This is a genomic window from Planktothrix pseudagardhii (assembly GCF_904830925.1).
GTDB lineage: Bacteria > Cyanobacteriota > Cyanobacteriia > Cyanobacteriales > Microcoleaceae > Planktothrix > Planktothrix tepida.
The window spans coordinates 4,803,147-4,822,108 of the sequence record NZ_LR882967.1; the positions used below are offsets into that span (position 1 = coordinate 4,803,147).

Genomic DNA, 18,962 nt, shown 5'->3' on the forward strand with positions numbered 1-18,962 from the left:
GATTTTAACTCAATTGACCATCGTTGACTCTTTCTAGGATCTCATGTTTTATCACACTGATTGACACTCCCCTACCTAAAGGCGAGGGGATTCTTCATTCATAGACTCAACCGCTGCGTATTGAGTTGTTTTCCCTTGTGCCTTGAACTCCAAAATCATCATTTGACGTGGAACCTCTAAGCCAAATAGTCTAACATAAAAAAGCCGCCCTATAAGGACGGGGCTTGTACCCATTTTTTGGGGTCACTATTGTAGCGAGTCCTTCAGGACTCAGAGTGATTCGATTGTGTTAAATGAATGGCTATCAATCATTGTTTTCAATATAAGGAATGGTGAAATGGAACTGACTTCCTTGATTTTTCCCAGGGGAATCTGCCCAAATTTCCCCTCCCCAACCATTAACAATTTGTTTGCCGATCGCTAATCCTAAGCCTGTTCCACCCACACTACGACGTAGAGAACCTTCTTCTTGATAAAAACGCTCAAATACCGCGTCTAGTCGATTCGGTTCGATTCCCCGTCCCGTGTCGGAAATTGTGACTTCGACCATTTGATCGCTATTACATTGAGCACTAATCGTGACTTTCCCATCAGGATTTGTAAATTTACAGGCATTATCTAATAGTTTAGACAGTAATTCTACTAACCATTCGCCATCGGCTTGAACTAAAGGTAAATCTGAGGGAACTTGGGTTTCAATTCCAGGGACTTCATGGGCTACATGATGGGTACGAATGCCGCTAATGGCTAAATCAATACATTCTTTCAATCGTAATGATTCAGGATTCCAATCGACTCGACCGCTTTCTAAATGGGATAATTTTAAAAAATCTTGTACTAATTTTCTTAAGCGTTCAGCATCCTCTAAAGCCGTATCTAACATAACTTTTCGCATTTCTACAGGCATATCCGGCTCTTGATTTAAGGTTTCTAAACACACTAAAATCGTCGATAAAGGTGTTCTTAATTCATGTCCGGTAATGGCAATTAAATTACTGCGGGTACGTTCTAAAGCTTCTAATTGTTGATTTAAGTCTTCTAAATTTGCATAGGTTTCTGCTTGAATAATAGCGGCTCCCAATTGCGTTGCAATCGCATCTACCATCGATAAATCATCTTCTTGCCATAAAGAACGATTACAATTACATTGGTGCAGTTCCACCATGCCTAAAAGTTGACCCTGGTATAAAATTGGAATCATTAACCAGCCTTTAATTTGCCATTTTTGAGCAATCTTTGTTAAAGCTTCTTCGGACTTTGTTAAAACTAATAGCGTTTTTTCGGCAGCTTCATTAGCTTGATTGATTTTGGTAAAATTATTTTTATTGATGTCATTAATATAAATTCGTTCTTGCCCTTTAACAACTTCTTGAAATAAAGGATTTTCTCGCAAAATCCAGGTTTTTCCTATCAGAGAAATCATATTATTACATAAATATTCATTTGAAATTTTAACGGAATTATCTGTTGCTTTGCAGCGATAAATTAAACAACGACAAGCTCCCATTGCTTCCCCTAATTCTTGGGTTGCCACTTTGATCACTTCTTGAGGATTCAAAGATTGCCGAATAGTAGCGGTAATCGAATTAACTAAACGTTCCTTTCGTTCTTTAGCGGCTAAGGAACGATAGACCCGTAACAGTTTATGTTGACCCGCTTGTAAATAAGTCACTAAACGATAAGCAAAGGGATCATTAAGAGAAGAACAATCTTGAGAAATCGAATTAGATTTGCTCCGAGTTGTTGTTTTTTTGCCTTTTCGAGTTCCTAAACGAATCCCAAAACTACTAAACCCTTGTTCTACCTTTTCTGTTAATTCAGGGCGGTAATGTAAAATGCGTTCAAACAGCAATTCTGCAACTTTAATACAGACTTGACGATCTGATGTCCAAATCCCTTCAAAGGGACGAGCTTGATCCATTAATAACTGTTCTGGCATCTGGGAATTTTGAACTAAATCTTCTCGTTCAATACAGACTAAACAGGTTGAATAATATTGTCCTAAAACCAATAAATTCCATTCTTGACGCAGTTGATCTTCTGGGTTAAACGCCACTGTTTCATGATGGTCAGAAGAGTTTGTAAAGGCTGTTTCTGAAGCCGCCATCACATAGACTTGGGGTGTGATTTCAGAAATTCTGCGGTAACGGTGAGCTTCTTGACGATAAAATCGTTCCTGTTGAAAGGTCGCAATTACCAGAGGTTGGTCAGATCCCGCCAAAACTTGATCCTCCATCGCATGAGATAGAGCCGTTAAAGAGGATTTAAAATAAATTTGGGGCTTTAAACTGGGCAGGAACTGCACCAATTCTGTTAGTACCGAGGTCGAGATACTCATCTAGGGTGTCTTCGTTCAGTAAAATTGGGATGAACGGCTTGTCTTGACTTTGATGCTGATGGAGTTAGATTTACCCATTTTAGTAGCAAGTTTAGCAGGTTTAGCATTCCTCCCCGTCTTTAATAGAAAAAATTAGCTGTCAGCTTCCGCTAACAGCTTGTTCAATGTCCCAAATGATGAGAGTTTTAGAGTCTAAACTGGGTTTTTCCTCTGAGGTCTTTGTTCCAAGGAACATTAATGAATTGATCATTTTCCCAGTCCGTCGGATAAATGGGGGGAATGCGAATATGATTAGATCGAACCAGGACTAACCAACGTCCATCTCTCGTCAGATAACCCAATTCCGCAATATAATCGCGATCGCTCATGGAAATAGGAATATACCATTCTCGCGTTATCTCATCACATTCATATTCTTGCATGGACAAGGGTGGCTGAGTGTCCATATCAATAGCAGTAACATCATAAACCCGCAGCAGCAGATAAATTCCGCCTTGCTGACGTAAATATTCTTTATGTTCGTTGGGAATATCCCAATAGGCATAGGCCCAATTGGGGTCACGGGGAAGCAGGAAAATCTGACTCTGGCCATAACCATCGGGTAATGCTGGGAGTCCTTGGTCTACATCTGCAAGAGAGGGTTCAAATGTAATCTCTTTTCCGAGGTTAAATTTAGTGGCTGCTACATCCGCTTCTGAACGAACATCTTGATGGGCTACTCCTAATTCTATTTCTTCGGGTTCAGTTTTTGCGAGTTCAGAAACCGATAATTCTGGTTCTATTAACTCCTCATCAACCGTTGCAATTGTTGGAGGTTCTTCCTCAATATCCGGTTCTACAATAGCGGGTTCTGTTGCAATATTAGGTTCTGTTTCTAATAATTTAGGAATCAACAGTTCCGGTTTAACTAAATCCTCATCAACCGTTGCAATTGTTGGAAGTTCTTCCTCAATATCTGATTCTACAATATCTGATTCTGTTGCAATATTAGGTTCTGTTTCTAATATTGGGGAAACCGATAATTCCGGTTTGATTAAATCCTCATCAACCGTTGCAATTGTTGGAAGTTCTTCCTCAATATCTGATTCTACAATATCTGATTCTGTTGCAATATTAGGTTCTGTTTCTAATATTGGGGAAACCGATAATTCCGGTTTGATTAAATCCTCATCAACCGTTGCAATTGTTGGAAGTTCTTCCTCAATATCTGATTCTACAATATCTGATTCTGTTGCAATATTAGGTTCTGTTTCTAATATTGGGGAAACCGATAATTCCGGTTTGATTAAATCCTCATCAACCGTTGCAATTGTTGGAGGTTCTTCCTCAATATCCGATTCTACAATAGCTGGTTCAGTGGGGATATCAGACTCAGTTTCTACTATTTCAAAAACTGATAATTCTGGTTCTATTAACTCCTCATCAACCGTTGCAATTATTGGAGGTTCTTCCTCAATATCCGATTTTACAATAGTAGATTCAGTGGGGATATTCGGTTCAGTTTCTACTATTTCAAAAACTGATAATTCTGGTTCTATTAACTCCTCATCAACCGTTGCAATTATTGGAGGTTCTTCCTCAATATCCGATTCTACAATAGTAGATTCAGTGGGGATATTCGGTTCAGTTTCTACTATTTCAAAAACTGATAATTCTGGTTCTATTAATTCCTCACCAACCGTTGCAATTATTGAAGGTTCTTCCTCAATATCCGATTCTACAATAGCAGGTTCTGTTGGGATATTGGGTTCTGTTTCTAATATTGGGGAAACCAAGAGTTCCGACTCTGTTAGTTTCTCAATGGGTGCTTTTGTCGTCAAAAATTCTGCGATTACGGCTTCAGCTTCACTCTCATCAATTTCTGCAATTAATACCGCTTCTGCAACTTGCTGAATTGCCCTATCTTCCATAGAAGCAAATTCTTTTTCAGTCTGATTATGTTTTTTAAGAACAGTACGAGGAGTAGAAACAGAAGAAACAATAGGAGAAAAGGAGGTTTTCAGGGATTCTGTTGTAGACTCGTTTAACTCCATTCCTCCCACTAATACTGGACTAGAAGGAGTCTGATGTTGCTTCCTAGAAATATCAGATTCTGTAGATAATACAGGAGTAATAGACTCCTTAGATTGTTTATCCCCAGACTTAGAACGTTGAGTTTTAAATTGTAACCCCAGCCAAAATCCTAAAACCGGAATCATCGGTAGTAACCACCATAACCAACTTGGGATTTCTCCTTCCGTTGCAGGAACCGTTGCTTGCTGCACTTGGGAAGATTGGCTAACGACACTATTCTTTTTTGTTCTAGGTGGAAGTGGAGACGAATCAAGCTGGCTCAACAGGATGGGTTGTTGAGAACTCAGGGCTACCTCAGATTTTGACATAGGTTTCAGCTTGACATCCCATTCATCCTGACTACTCAAGGGTTGTCGCTCAATATTAAGCTTCCTAACTTGTTTTGAGGATAGCAAGGACGACTCTGAAAGCGTAGTAGAATCCGCTACACTGGTATTAGAAGGCCATCGAGAGGCTGCCCAGGCAACGGGACTTGTCGCTATTGATAACAATAACGTTAAGGTCACTATCGATGTATCTTTTTTATTTAACAACATAGATAGAATCGCAAGCTGATAATCCCTAATTTAACTAAAAATTATAGTTGAATAACAATATTTAAGCTTAATCGATCAGAAAATTGAAGCATCGCAAGGTATATGCCCAGGGGAACTAGAGGCAAACAAGTCAGAGTTGTCTATTCCCTTCTAAATTTTAACCGATTAGAAGTCACTTTCATCCCATTGCCTGATTAAAAAATCCCCCCTTGATTTTCATTCCATTAATAGGGGGAATTAAATTGTGTAAAAATAGATTGTTTTTCCAGGCTAACAATGATAAGTTTTTGTAAAATTTTCACGATTTATAATCAATTGTCAACCCTATTCTTAATTCTAAAGTTCTTTATTTTTTCTAATCTTCATCCCGAATATCATCGATTGAACCCGGAGAAGATTTATATAAATTATCTAATTGATTTCGAGCATCTTGAACCGACAAGGAACGCATGACTAACAACGGTTCATTAATTAAATTTCCGGCTTCATCCAGCAGTTCTGGATGGAGAATTTTTTGCATCCGTCCTGAGTTCATTGACCCGCCATAATTGCGAGAATCTGGAAGCTTTTGGGATTCCATTCCTACGGTTAAAAGACTATGAATTAAATTACGAACAGCCAGAAACGCTATAACGGTAAAAGCCAGAATGTAAACTAAGTGTAGCATTGTTATCTCCTTAAGGGTAGGGGGTTTTCGGTTAATCGAACACCATTTTTATGTCAGAAAGGATTTTTATCTTAAAGGTTTAGCCGGAGTCCGTTGAGAAGTTCCTGTCCCTAATTTTGACATATTCTAGCCAGGAGTCAAACCTTTTTATTGAACTAGAATAATCAATGTTCTACTGAGGATAGAGCTTAAGGGGAGAAACTTCTGTAAACTATTTATCGGATTGATTCGGATTAATTCACCGAAAATAAAAATTGCATTTGTCCCAATCAAACTTGTTTTTCCTGGTATTCAGCCTTTAAACTTAATTTTTAGCTGGGTTAGCCTGTTCGATGCGAAATCGCGTGGCAACTTGCCAACATTCCGTTAAAAGTTGATGCCAAGGTATTAATACTGCCATTTCAATTCCAACTTGTCCCCCCGTTGCCTGAAACAACGTTTTAGCAACTCTCACCTCTCGTTGCACTTCTGTAACCCGGTACAGGAGGTCAGACTGTTGTGACGGAGTTAAAAAGGACATCTCTTCAGTTTCTAAAAGATGCTGTGACCGTTGAAACCAGTATTCCAAATCCTCCAGCAACGGTTCTAATATCGCTTTGAGGAGGTCTGATTCTTCGGGCAAGTTGGGACTGATCATGGATTGTTTGATGAAGACTTGACTTAAAACAATATTAACACTCTTTACAATTCTTAATATTTTTCTTAACGAAAGTTTTAGGAGTTATGTGGAACAGGCATCTTGCCTGTTCAATTTCAGTCATCGGTCAACCGTCAACCGTCAACAACTCCTATCTTCTGTACAATTGAATCAAGAAACTTTTATTGTAGAGTTGTAATCTTAATCGATGTCTATAGCAGAGTCCGATGGTTCTCAAGAGCCATTAGAGAAAAAAGTCCATTTGCCAAAAACCAGTGAATCTGAAGCCTTAAAGCGGATTCGCCATACTGCTTCCCACGTTATGGCAATGGCAGTACAAAAACTGTTTCCCAAGGCACAAGTTACCATTGGCCCTTGGATTGAAAATGGGTTTTATTATGACTTTGATAGTCCTGAACCCTTTACTGAGAAGGATTTGAAAGCCATTCACAAAGAAATGGTTAAGATTATCAAGCGTAAACTTCCGGTAATTCGAGAAGAAGTCAGTCGGGAAGACGCCCAAGCACGAATTCAGAAACTTGGAGAACCTTATAAACTGGAAATCCTCGAAGGCTTACAGGAACCCATTACCTTATATCATTTAGGAGATCAATGGTGGGATTTGTGTGCAGGGCCCCACGTTGAAAATACCTCTGAGATTGACCATAATGCCATTGAACTTGAAAGTGTAGCCGGGGCTTATTGGCGAGGAGATGAAACCAAAGCTCAACTGCAACGGATTTATGGGACAGCGTGGGAAACTCCCGAACAATTAGCGGAATATAAACGCCGGAAGGAAGAAGCCCTCCGACGTGACCATCGCCGCTTAGGAAAAGAGTTAGGATTATTTATTTTTTCTGATTTAGTCGGGCCAGGATTACCCTTATGGACACCGAAAGGAACTTTATTACGTAGTACCTTAGAGGATTTCCTCAAACAAGAACAAATCAAGCGGGGTTATTTGGGTGTCACGACTCCCCATATTGGTCGAGTCGATTTATTTAAAACATCGGGACATTGGCAGAAGTATAAAGAAGATATGTTTCCGATGATGGCTGAGGACAGCGAAGCGGAGGAAAAGGAACAAGGGTTTGTCCTTAAACCGATGAACTGTCCTTTTCATATCCAAATCTATAAGAGTGAATTACGTTCCTATCGAGAACTTCCCATGCGGTTAGCGGAGTTTGGGACAGTCTATCGTTATGAACAATCAGGAGAATTAGGGGGGTTAACTCGTGTTCGAGGGTTTACCGTCGATGACTCCCATTTATTCGTCACTCCTGAACAGTTGGAAGATGAATTTATCAAAGTTGTGGATTTGATTCTCTCTGTATTTAGAAGTCTACAACTCAAGAACTTTAAAGCGAGATTAAGTTTCCGTGACCCGAATTCTGACAAATATATCGGGTCGGATGAGGTTTGGGATAAATCCGAATCAGCCATTCGTCGGGCGGTGGAAACCTTGGGAATGAACTATTTTGAGGGAATTGGAGAAGCTGCATTTTATGGCCCCAAATTAGACTTTATTTTCCAAGATGCCTTAGACCGGGAATGGCAGTTGGGAACAGTTCAGGTGGACTACAATTTACCCGAACGTTTTGACTTAGAATATGTAGCCGAAGATGGCAGTCGTCAACGTCCGGTGATGATACACCGTGCGCCCTTTGGCTCTCTGGAACGATTAGTGGGAATATTAATAGAGGAATATGCCGGGGATTTCCCGTTATGGTTAGCCCCAGTCCAGTTCCGGCTCTTACCCGTCAGTCAAGATTTCTTACCCTTTGCCCAAGAAATTGCCCTGAAATTACGGTCTGTTGGCGTTCGTGCCGAAGCGGATGCCAGTAATGAACGCTTAGGGAAATTAATTCGCAATGCTGAGAAGGATAAAATTCCGGTCATGGCCGTTGTCGGGGCTAAGGAAGTTGAGTCCAATTGCTTGAATATTAGAACTCGTGCTAATGGAGAATTAGGCGCTATTCCTGTTGAAGATGTGATGACACGGATGCAACAGGCTATTTCTAATTACAGCAATTTCTGAATCTGATCAAGATGCAGAGCGAGAACCAGACCTAGAAATCTGATATTATCGGTCTGGCATGACTATACGCTGGATTTGAAATCATGACTGAAGCATTCGACCTTCTGGGGACAATTCCCATCAGGAAATATAATTTATGTTTTATTGTAGCCCCCTCATCCCTTGATGAAGTCGGGGTTAACCGCTTATTTCGGGTGCTTCAGTTATTGAAAACTATAATAACTATAAAAAAAACCCAAAAAGATTATGAGTACAACCAAAAAGGAAGTAGAATCTTTGTTGAAGAACCTACCGGATGATTGTTCTCTGGAAGATGTGCAATACCATCTTTATGTAATCGAAAAAGTCCGTCATGGGCTTACGATTCACGAAACGACCAGGAATCTCATACAAGAGGAAGCAGAAGGTTTATTAAGTAAATGGGTTATCAAGTAGTTTGGTCGCCTCAAGCCATTGATGATATTGATGCAATTGCTGCTTACATTGCACGAGATTCAATTTCTTATGCGGCGGCGGTTGTCCAGAGAATCATTGAAGTTACACGGAACTTGAGATTATCTCCTGAAGCGGGAATTATTGTTCAAGAATTTGGCGACGAAACCATCCGTGAACAATTTGCTTACACCTACCGAATCATTTATCAAATCCAAGACGACATTGTTACCATTGCCGCCGTGATTCACGGTAAAACGTTATTAAAATTTGAATTGAGTCAGCAGTAAATTCATCTTTTCCCCCCGTAGAGACGCGCCATGGCGCGTCTCTACTGATTTAAGGCGCGTCTCTACTGATTTAAGGTTTGACGGAAAGATTTTGCAGCAACTAAAGGATTAGGATGTTGTACAAATTCCGCCAATACAGTTAAATTGAGAGAGGGAAGAAGTTCGCTATTGTTAATTAATTCATAGCCTGATGTTTGCTGAAATTGTTCTATCGTTTCAGCCCGAAAATGATAAACTTGAAACTGATTATTTTGCCAAAACCAAACTTCTCGCACTCCCAATCTTTGATAAACGTCTAAGCGATTAATTCCCCCACTGGTAATGATAACTTCTATCGCTAAATCAGGAATTTCTTTATTAGTTCCAATACAATAACTTTCATCCGGTTCAGTTCCCCCCCGTTGTTCTGGGTTTCGTAAGGTCATCGAACCTGTGGGATAATATTCTGTATTTGTTTCTAAAAAATAAATCAGTAATAAATCCCCAATTCGGGTTTTAATACTTTCATGATTGCGACTGGGGGACATAACTTCTAAAATACCATCTAAATAAGTTAAACGAAACTCTAAACTATCTTCTAATTGAGTTAATAATGTTTCATAATATTGCCAAGTCACCTTATCCGTAATGTAGCGAACCTCTGAACCTTGTAAGTTTTCTTCGGAATTAAGTAACGTTTCCAGTTTACTCCCTAACATCGTTGAATCTCCTGTTTAATACAATTATATCCTATTTTTACCCATCCAAACCCATCTAATTTTTAACTTAACTTAATTTTAAAACATCCGTAAAGGTTGCACAATAGCCGGGTAAATCATAGACCCCAGGGTGAACTGGATTTTGATAGGTAAAATGACGATAATTAAGACAAAATCGATCCCAATCTGCCATTTGTATTTTAAATAGCCAGATAAAAAAGTTGGCTAAACTCGGAGATAAATTCAAACGGAAATAAATTCGTTTGTTATAATATTGACAAGCCGTTTCTACAGCTTTATTTAAGGTAATTTCTGGATTTCCTAAAACAAATTGTTCTGTTTCCGGGTAAATCGGAGGATGATTCACTAAATAATATACCACTGTTGCAATATCAGCAGCGTGAATAAAATGGAAACTCGCATCCGCTTGAAACCATCGAATTAAATTAATCCATTTAACCACATCAGAAATACCTCCTGATAAATGGGAATAGGGTTTATTCTCCTCTCCTCCTAATACTAAAGTCGGAAATAATATCCTTAATGGAGGTAAACTAGAAGCTATTTTTAATAATTCCTGTAAACATTCATATTTTGTCCTAATATAATCCGTTCCAATTTCTCCCGCTTCAGGTAATAAATTATTATTTTGATCTAAAATACTAGCCGTTGAAAAATATAATATCTGCTCACAAATCTCAGGATTTAATAATTTAACTAATTCTAAATTAGCCTTAACATTAATCTCTAAAACCTCTTGATATCCCCCCCAAGCCGTAGCAATTAAAATGGCTATATTAACAGTAGATAATAAATCTTTAAATTGATTGATATCTCTTAAATTACCTTGAAGAATATGAATATCGGGACGACTGTTATAATTAAAACCTAATTTATCAGGATTTCTAACTAATAAAAATAATTCATGTTCGGTATTTTGAATTAATTTTTCTACAAGATAATGACCAATACAACCACTCGCACCTGTAATAAAAATTCGCTTTTTCATAAAACGTAGTGATGATTTCAGTAATCAACGATTCTTTTTCCTTCGTTTGTACTTTTTTTACGGGTAGGGGCGGGGTTTTCCCGCCCTTGATACGCGGAAGCAAAACAACAAATTTAAGCGTGAACGCTCAATAATTGATCCGCTTGTTTTGCCGTTTCAAAGAAATAGGCAACGTTTTCTTCGGGGGTTTTTTGGAGGACACCATGCCCTAAATTCAGGATATGACCTTGATTTCCGGCTTTTTTAATGGTATCTAAAATGCGATCGCGAATCATCTCTTTTGAGCCAAATAAAATACAAGGATCAAGATTTCCTTGAACCCCAATATTTTGACCCATCCGTTGACGCGCATCCGCCATATCAACCATCCAGTCAACACTGACAAAATCAAACCCGGTTTTAGCCATTCGTTCTAATAATCCCGAACTTCCATTAATATAAAGAATTAAAGGCGTATCAGGATGGGTTTGTTTGACTTGATCAACCACTCGTTTTTGATACGGAAGGGCGAAAACTTCATAATCTTGAGGGCTTAATTGACCCGCCCAAGAATCAAACATTTGAATCACTTGTGCGCCAGAATCAATTTGATAACGCACATAAACAGCGATCGCATCTGCAATTTTTTCTAAGAATTTATGCAAAATTGCAGGTTCAGAAAATGCCATTTTTTTAATCACAGCATAATCTTTAGAACTCTTTCCTTCAATGGCATAAGCCGCCAACGTCCAAGGAGCGCCTACAAACCCTAAAACAGCAGCTTGATTTCCCACTTCCTGTCGTAACGTTTGCAAAATTTCCCGAATAAAAGATAAGCTTTCTTCCGGTTCAATGGGATGCAGTTTTTCAACTTGTTCTAAACTGCAAATGGGTGACTCAATAATTGGCCCTTTGCTTTCGATAATATCGAAATTAATGCCAATTCCAGGCAGAGGCGTTAGAATATCAGAAAATAAAATCACGCCATCCGGTTGAAAAGCACGGAAGGGTTGCAGGGAAATTTCAACGGCGATCTCCGTTTTTTCGGAGCGTTCACGGAAGGAAGGGTATTTTTCCCGTAGATCACGGTTAGAGTCGATTAGGAAGTTACCTTCTTAACCTCTCCTTCAGAACCGTGCATGAGACTTTCACCTCACACGGCTCCTTGATAATTCCACCTTTGTTATAGGTACGATTCAAAACGGTTTTATGATTGTGATTCTTGATTAAAGAACCATCATTAGCCGTTTTTGTGTCGTGACAATGTTTGTGTAAAAGTTGAAGGTTATCATAAGTGTCTTTTCCACCTAATGATTTGGGTTGAATATGATCAACTTCTACAATGTCTGTACTTGTGAAATACAAACCACAGTGAGAACAAATACCCTTTTGTTTCTTAATTAATTTTGAGACCCTTGTGGGTGTTTCTGGATATTCACCTCTTCGTTTACTCCAATAAGTCCAGTTTCCATCAAACGGACTAGCTTTACCCTTAACTTTAATATACCTGACGATTGGCGTACTGTTATGGGTCAGTAATTCTAATCCGTTTTCTGTACTGAAACACCAATTTCTGTCACCTACTGTTCTCCAGTATTTGTTTTTATTGATGCTCCCTTTTCCCCTCGTTCTTGCCCAGGCTCTCAATTTGTTATATATTAGTGAGTCAACCTTGTTAAAGGTTTCTTTACTAACAACTGTTGAGTAATAGTTTGACCATCCTCTAATAATCGGATTCAGCTTACTAATTAAAGCAGCTTGAGGTGCGGTTTTATGAGTATCTATTATCTCAGCTATTTTGACAAGATGAGTTTTGATTTGGGCTTTTGAGGGTGTGATTAGTGTTTTAAAACCTAGTTTGGAATATCCAATTGATGCAGCCCGGTAGTTGCCTACCTTATGCTGTTGTATATGGAATCCTAGAAACTCAAACCCAACATTTCCATCAATTTCATTGAGGGTATGGGTTAATTTTGTTTTACTGGGTTTTAATTCCAGTCCCATATCACTTAACCAGTCCGCGATTATTTCTTGACACTTTTTGATGACGTTTAAATCCTCATGGATTATCACAAAGTCATCTGCATATCGGATTAAACTAAAGGCTTGACGATTATTTCGTTTATTTCCTTTCAGAGTTTCTGCGTATTGCTTAACTCTTTCTTCCAGACCATGTAGGGCAATATTTGCAAGTAAAGGTGATATAACCCCTGCTTGTGGTGTACTCTCATGAGTAGGAAAAAGTTTTTTTCCGTCCATATACCCTGCCTTAAGCCATGTTTTAATTGTTCGGCTTAATGTAGGGTATGTGTGTATTTTTGAGATTAACGCTTTGTGGTTGATGCGGTCAAAGCATTTTGAGATATCAGCATCTAGCACATATTTGGCTTTTTGCTTAATACTGTCAAATATTGCTTGTATTGCATCGTGACAGGAACGTCCTGGTCTGAAACCATAACTGTTTGGCTCGAATTTAGCCTCCCATTCGGGTTCTAATGCTAGTTTGACTAACGCTTGTAATGCTCTGTCGTCTATTGTGGGTATTCCCAATGGGCGAGTTTCGGTTGTTCCCGGTTTAGGTATGTTAGTACAGACGCGCCATGGCACGTCTCTACGAGTAGGCTTAACCTTACCTGTCAACTTTAGTCGTCCTACAAGGTTCATCCGTTGTTTTGGTGTTAGAGATTTGATTCCATCCACACCTGCGGTATTTTTACCTTGATTATCTTGTGTTACCCGACGTACAGCAATACATTTAGCTGACCAGGAATTAATCAGGGTCTTTTGAAGTTTGCGAACTGCTTTAACATCGCCTCGAGAACTCGCTTGAAATATTCTCTTTTGCAACTTAAAAGTCACCTTCTCTAGCTGGCGCCAGTTGATGTCTTTCCATTCCACCGTCTGATTTTTATTCAGCGTTTTAGATATATTCATTGCTACTTGTTCTATTTCTTTGGAATTACCGAGTATCTGTCAGCATATCCTTGTCATTACAACAAGGCCTTCGCTTTTGATACCATCCCTCCCCTAACTATCATTCGTTAGCTACTTACTGGTTATCGACCTTTTACCAGAGATAATTAGGGGTTACTTCGTTCCGATTACACATTTGTTTGAAGTCTTTAGCGTGATGCTCTCCACCGGGTTTATTGGGCGGTGCTTATAAGTCGTTCATATAATCGCTTATGCCCTATCCTTGCCTTTTGGCTTGGTGTTAATCAAGTTTTTATCTTGATTTAGCCATTACACCATTAATGATAACGATGGTTCGGACACATCTTTGCTTTTGCTACGCATGGACTTCTTGCTCGATAGTTACCAGATTTGGCTACCAGTAGTTCTACCTTTTAACCCCGCTTTAGCCTGTTGGTTGCTACCCAAACAAACTAGGGGTTATGCTTTCACCTCAGCACTTGAGGGATGGGACTTGTAAATTTTTATTACTTATCTCTAAATTTCGTAACATTTCGTTACTCTTCAAGATTTTTGTAATATTTCCTTACTCACCCACAAATGTAATCAGTTATCACCAGTTTAAACAACTGGGTTAACCGTCCCATAAGCTTTTGGGCTTATTTTAGGTTAAACGAATCGCACATATGCTTTCATATAGCGACCCGCCTGTCGCATCATCCACACGGGGGGACGAGCTAGTTTTTCACCACGAGCAGCACGCAACAGATAGGGAATTTGGGTCGATTCGGTCATCGTTACTAAAAGTTTAAAACAGTTTTTAGGCCAATCCTTAGCTTACCACTGAAGGGGATTGACCGTTGACTGTTAACAGGTGTCGGGTGCGGAGTGCGGAGTGCGGAGTGCGGAGTGCGGGGTGCGGAGTGCGGAGTGCGGAGTGCGGAGTGCGGAGTGCGGAGTGCGGAGTGCGGAGTGCGGAGTGTCAAGGAACTTCTCTTCTTCCCCTGTTTCCCCTTCTCCCCCTGCGTCCCCTGCTTCCCTATTTCTTACCTTGTGGCGGTGGACAGTCGGGGTGAATACCACCTTGAGCGCAAATGTAATTAATTTGCTTCTCATCCACATTAATTGCGTTGCTAAAATCTACATTTTTGAGACGGTTTGATTGAGCAGTTTCGTCGGGTTTAGAAATAAATTGATCAGATTTATTTTGTTGAGGAGAAACAAAGATTGCACCTTTAAAATTGGTTCCGTCTAATTTGGCTCCTTGAAAATTAACGAAGCTTAAATTAGTATTTTTTAGATTAGCATCTTGCAAGCGGGCATTTTTGAAGTTAGATCCGGTAAGTTTAGCGGAGGTTAAGTCGGCTTCTTGCAAATTTGCTCCCATAAAATTAACCGCCGATAGGTCAGCATTTTTGAAGTTAGCTTGTCTTAAATTGCTAAATTGGAAATTAGCACCCGGAGCTTTAGCTTCACTGAACCGAGCTAACTTTAAATTCCCCTTCGAGAAATTAGCGCTGGATAATTCCGCACCTGTAAATTTTGTATCCGTCAAATTCCCTTGTTGGAAATTTGCTCCTAATAATTTAGCACTGCTGAAATTAGCTCCCGTTAAATCAGCTTCCGATAAATTAGCTTTATTAAGATTTGCTTTTAAAAAGTTGCTGTATTTTAACAGCGTATTACTTAAAAAAGCACCTGTTAAATCAGCTTCCGTTAAATCAGCCCCACTTAAATCTGAAATCCAATCATCAAAGGTTCCTAGCCGTCCATCTTCACCCGCACTCGCAAACCGACTATTTTTCAAGCTGGCTTTTGTCAGGCTGGTATTTTTAAAGTTAATTCCCGATAAATCAGTTTGTTCTAAAACTAAAGTAAATTGAACGGGTGGGGTTGTATTTTGTCCTAAATCAATGCGACTTAAATCAACATTATAAACAAAACCGCCATAAACTTTTAGAATTTTAGCGATCGCCCTTTGGGTGGCTTGTTGTCGTCGCCCCGTTAAAAGTTTTTCTTGATTTTCTGCCCCAAATTGCATCGAATCTAAATCATTTTTTAGAGCTTGATTTAATTTTCTTAAATCCGGTAAAGCTTTGGGGCCTGTACTGACTAATGCTTGTTGGATAACATCAATTAAGACGGGGTTTTGTTCCTGAGCTAATAAATCCACTAATAAGGGAATTGCACGGGGATCTTTAATCGCACCTAACGCTAAAATTGCCCCCCGTTTTTGAGCAACATCCGTAGAAGCGTTAGGGGATAATTTACTGACTAAAGCCAGAAAAACTTCGTTATCTTGTTGTTGAAATTCTCGACGATTGGCTTGATTTTGAATATAAATTTGAGTCCCGACAAAGGTTCCTAATACTGCTGCCATACTAGCACTACTGACAATAATTAAAGTTAACCCCGGATGTTGACGCATCCACGCCCATAAATTAAACTCCGATTTTGGGGTTTCTGGGGTGAGAACAAGGGCATGAACCGCATCATCTTCTGCGACCCAATCATAATTAGTAAAGGGATTAAACACTAAAATAGGGGGGGCTTCTTGTACGGAAGTTCCTGCTAATAAATCATGTCCAGTTCGACCTTGAAATCGTTTGGCGATTAACGCATCTCCTAATAAAGTGGCACCGGATAAAGCCCCTAAAATTAATAAATTGGGATAAGCCCCCGTGACTTGCCAAAGACCATAAGCAATGGCGAATGGAATTCCCCAACGTCCGATTAATTCTCGACGGAGTGCCCGTCCCCATCCTGGGGGAAAACCATTCGGATTAATCACTTGTACCCCAAACCACAATTTAGGTAAGGTTTGACCCCGTTTGGCTAATAGATAAAGTTGCCACCCTCCCACAACCAGGGGTAAAAGTAATGCACCCGACCACAATAGATTCGTTAAGGGGGCTACTTTGGGACTGCGATCACGGACTGGAATTCCTAAAGTCGCCGCAACGGTTTGGGATGTCACCCGCACAACGGGATTCAGAGGGACGGGTTGATCACTGCGGTTGGAGACAACGCCCAGGGTAAAGGGAATTAACCCACTGACCGCAACTAAGGAAACCTCCGCCACAAACGCCCCCCAACGCCGAACCCAAAAGGGTACAGGCTTGGATGAAACCTCTGGCCAGGATGAAGGAGATTGAGATTGATCGGTGTCTCTACCTACAGTAGGGCTTGTCATAGTTCAAAATTCCCTGATATGGGTCGTTAAGATTAACAAAATGGAGAAGAATTGAATAGTTAATATGCTATAGCGAGTGTATTTTAATCCTGAATTCAAGTGCAAGCCTCAAATCAACAAGATAATAGCAGATAATCGTTCCGGTGGTTGATGAAAAAAAGGTTAATAATCTTGATCATTATGAATATACAATTCATTTAGACTTGCTATATTAAACTTGATTTATTTTTGTTGTTGAGTTAATCGCTGTTTTAAGGGTTCTGGATCACCTTGACCAACCACTTCACCATTTTCTAATAGAAACGCGCCATCACTATAATTTAATTCCTCTAAACGATGAGTGACCCATAATGCTGTTATTCCTCTGGTTTTGACTAACCGTTGAACTTCAATCACTAAATCATTTTGACTATCAGGATCTAGTAAAGCCGTGGGTTCATCTAAGAGTAAAACTTCACAATGTCTCGCTAATGCACCTGCGATCGCAATGCGTTGTTTTTGTCCTCCACTTAAGGCATAAATGGGGCGACGTTGTAACTCTAATAATTTAACCGCAGCTAAAGCATCTTCTACCCGTTGTTTCACTTCTATCCAAGGTAATTGATCCTCAACTAATCCAAAGGCAACATCCGCCCCCACCGTTGGCATCACTAACTGATGATCAGGATTTTGAAACACAAACCCCACCCGTCCTTGGGTTTGAATTTCCCCCGACTGAGACTTTAATAATCCGGCTAATAATCGTAATAAGGTTGACTTTCCGCTTCCATTTGTCCCCAAAAGCATCCAAAATTCTCCTGGGGGGACATCTAGGGAACAGGATTTTAACACCTGTGCCCCGCTTGGCCAACTAAAGCATAGGTCTTGTACCCGTATCGCTGGACTGGAAGATTCCATGCTTGTTGTGATTTCCTTTACTCTGCGGTTAAACCAACAAACCCAGGCGTTCTTCCGGCGGCATTTCCCCCCAATTTGTCCGAAATTTGCACCGCAGAAATTTCACTGCTGAGAATTGCTAGTTTTTTCTCGGTCATCTTATCACAGGTAAATTCTAAGATTTGAGGCGTTCCTCCCCGTAAGACCTCTAAAATGTGACTGTAAACGGCTTCTGCATCTTCGGCAGATTTTTTTTGAATGGACAACGGGATGGCTGTGTATTTAACAATAATGTCTACGGTGAACATAGGATCTCAAAAACAGTTAAGAATTTCAATTTCTTACTATATCGTTTTCAGTTAACCCTGAACGGCATATTGTTTTAACTCCTTGAGAGAAACGACTTCTAAGGCTCTCGCGTGAGTGGCTTCTAACACAACAGGAGGTGCAACACCTGCATCCATCGCTTCTTGCCAACGAGAGGCACACAAACACCAACGATCACCGGGTTTCAACCCTGGAAAGCCAAAGGCGGGAACTGGGGTACTGAGGTCGTTTCCTTGGGCTTTGGTAAATTCCAGAAACTCTGCGGTAACTTGGGCACAAATCACATGAACGCCGAAATCTTGTCCTCCAGTATAACAAAACCCATCCCGATAAAATCCGGTTATCGGATCAGAGCAACACAATTCTAATTCGCCACCTAAAACATTTCTGGCTTCTCGCATGATTCGTTCCTGATTATTTTTTAGGGGTATTTTTTCTATTTAATAATACCATCAATACTTGAGTTGTTTAAAAACTGTCCGAAGTCTTGATTTAATATGAAATTTAAGTTAAGATAAGTATGTCAAAATTTGAGGACAAACAAGCTATGTCAACTTTATATGAAAAGCTTGGTGGTGCTGAAACTGTTAAACTGGCTGTTGATAATTTTTATGATCGTGTGTTGCAGGATAATCGGATCAAGCACTTCTTTAATGGCATGGATATGGTCAAACAAAAAAGCCATCAACGAGCATTTTTAACTTATGCCTTTGGGGGAACACCTCAGTATGATGGACGGGCAATGCGTGAAGCGCACAAACATTTGGTAGAAGAGCAAGGTTTAAAAGGCGAACATTTTGATGCCATTGCTGAAAATTTAGAGCTAACACTTCAGGATTTTGAAATTGCGGAAGAGTTGATTGCTGAAGTAATGTCAGTAGCCAGTGATCCTCAGCATCGTAGCGATGTACTTAACCAATAAAACATGATTTTGATTCCTCAATTTTTAGCATTTT

The 18,962-nt window shown here is 39.8% G+C and carries 16 protein-coding genes and 1 pseudogene; 4 read left to right on the forward strand and 13 right to left on the reverse strand.

Annotated features, from left to right (window positions below):
- Window positions 1-304 precede the first annotated feature (304 nt).
- The 4 genes from NMK36_RS20710 to NMK36_RS20725 form a co-directional block, all read right to left on the reverse strand.
- Window positions 305-2,338, reverse strand: coding sequence for a DICT sensory domain-containing protein (locus NMK36_RS20710; RefSeq protein ID WP_254174519.1), 2,034 nt, complete (start codon window positions 2,336-2,338; stop codon window positions 305-307).
- Between the two features lie 185 nt (window positions 2,339-2,523).
- Complete coding sequence (locus NMK36_RS20715; RefSeq protein ID WP_254174520.1) at window positions 2,524-4,947, reverse strand: DUF4912 domain-containing protein; 2,424 nt, start codon at window positions 4,945-4,947, stop codon at window positions 2,524-2,526.
- 355 nt (window positions 4,948-5,302) lie between these two features.
- The gene (locus NMK36_RS20720; protein ID WP_072720027.1) at window positions 5,303-5,614 is read right to left on the reverse strand and encodes a DUF2973 domain-containing protein; all 312 of its coding nucleotides are present in this window, start codon (window positions 5,612-5,614) and stop codon (window positions 5,303-5,305) included.
- Between the two features lie 304 nt (window positions 5,615-5,918).
- On the reverse strand, window positions 5,919-6,251 hold the full coding sequence (locus NMK36_RS20725; RefSeq protein ID WP_072720028.1) for a DUF2605 domain-containing protein: 333 nt from the start codon (window positions 6,249-6,251) through the stop codon (window positions 5,919-5,921).
- A 208-nt stretch (window positions 6,252-6,459) separates the two neighbouring features.
- Between NMK36_RS20725 and thrS the strand changes: the two genes are divergently transcribed.
- From thrS to NMK36_RS20740, 3 genes are all read left to right on the forward strand, one after another.
- Complete coding sequence (thrS, locus tag NMK36_RS20730) at window positions 6,460-8,289, forward strand: threonine--tRNA ligase (RefSeq protein ID WP_072720029.1); 1,830 nt, start codon at window positions 6,460-6,462, stop codon at window positions 8,287-8,289.
- Between the two features lie 83 nt (window positions 8,290-8,372).
- Window positions 8,373-8,588, forward strand: coding sequence for a hypothetical protein (locus tag NMK36_RS20735; RefSeq protein WP_186440385.1), 216 nt, complete (start codon window positions 8,373-8,375; stop codon window positions 8,586-8,588).
- A 120-nt stretch (window positions 8,589-8,708) separates the two neighbouring features.
- Window positions 8,709-9,011: a type II toxin-antitoxin system RelE/ParE family toxin gene (locus tag NMK36_RS20740; RefSeq protein WP_072720031.1), complete on the forward strand. Its 303-nt coding sequence runs from the start codon at window positions 8,709-8,711 to the stop codon at window positions 9,009-9,011.
- Between the two features lie 62 nt (window positions 9,012-9,073).
- Here the strand turns inward: NMK36_RS20740 and NMK36_RS20745 are convergent, their stop codons facing one another.
- The 9 genes and pseudogenes from NMK36_RS20745 to NMK36_RS20785 form a co-directional block, all read right to left on the reverse strand.
- Complete coding sequence (locus NMK36_RS20745; RefSeq protein ID WP_254174521.1) at window positions 9,074-9,709, reverse strand: Uma2 family endonuclease; 636 nt, start codon at window positions 9,707-9,709, stop codon at window positions 9,074-9,076.
- A 67-nt stretch (window positions 9,710-9,776) separates the two neighbouring features.
- Complete coding sequence (locus NMK36_RS20750; protein WP_254174522.1) at window positions 9,777-10,718, reverse strand: NAD-dependent epimerase/dehydratase family protein; 942 nt, start codon at window positions 10,716-10,718, stop codon at window positions 9,777-9,779.
- Between the two features lie 113 nt (window positions 10,719-10,831).
- Entirely contained in the window at window positions 10,832-11,797 is a 966-nt protein-coding gene (gene hemE, locus NMK36_RS20755) for a uroporphyrinogen decarboxylase (RefSeq protein ID WP_254175214.1), read from the reverse strand.
- Between the two features lie 7 nt (window positions 11,798-11,804).
- On the reverse strand, window positions 11,805-13,631 hold the full coding sequence (gene ltrA / locus NMK36_RS20760) for a group II intron reverse transcriptase/maturase (protein ID WP_254174523.1): 1,827 nt from the start codon (window positions 13,629-13,631) through the stop codon (window positions 11,805-11,807).
- A gap of 663 nt (window positions 13,632-14,294) precedes the next feature.
- A pseudogene (locus NMK36_RS20765) lies at window positions 14,295-14,405 on the reverse strand (uroporphyrinogen decarboxylase family protein); the annotation flags it as partial.
- A 244-nt stretch (window positions 14,406-14,649) separates the two neighbouring features.
- The gene (locus NMK36_RS20770) at window positions 14,650-16,803 is read right to left on the reverse strand and encodes a pentapeptide repeat-containing protein (RefSeq protein WP_254174524.1); all 2,154 of its coding nucleotides are present in this window, start codon (window positions 16,801-16,803) and stop codon (window positions 14,650-14,652) included.
- Window positions 16,804-17,025: 222 nt separating this feature from the next.
- Window positions 17,026-17,700, reverse strand: a complete 675-nt coding sequence (locus tag NMK36_RS20775; protein WP_072720036.1) for an energy-coupling factor ABC transporter ATP-binding protein — start codon at window positions 17,698-17,700, stop codon at window positions 17,026-17,028.
- A gap of 17 nt (window positions 17,701-17,717) precedes the next feature.
- Window positions 17,718-17,987 carry a hypothetical protein gene (locus tag NMK36_RS20780; protein ID WP_072720037.1) on the reverse strand — a complete coding sequence of 90 codons (270 nt, stop codon included), beginning with the start codon at window positions 17,985-17,987 and terminating at the stop codon, window positions 17,718-17,720.
- 51 nt (window positions 17,988-18,038) lie between these two features.
- A complete protein-coding gene (locus NMK36_RS20785) occupies window positions 18,039-18,407 on the reverse strand; it encodes a DUF2237 family protein (RefSeq protein ID WP_072720038.1) in 369 nt (122 codons plus the stop codon).
- A 146-nt stretch (window positions 18,408-18,553) separates the two neighbouring features.
- On the opposite strand from NMK36_RS20785, the gene NMK36_RS20790 reads away from it, so the two are divergent.
- A complete protein-coding gene (locus tag NMK36_RS20790) occupies window positions 18,554-18,928 on the forward strand; it encodes a group I truncated hemoglobin (protein WP_072720039.1) in 375 nt (124 codons plus the stop codon).
- Window positions 18,929-18,962 lie beyond the last annotated feature (34 nt).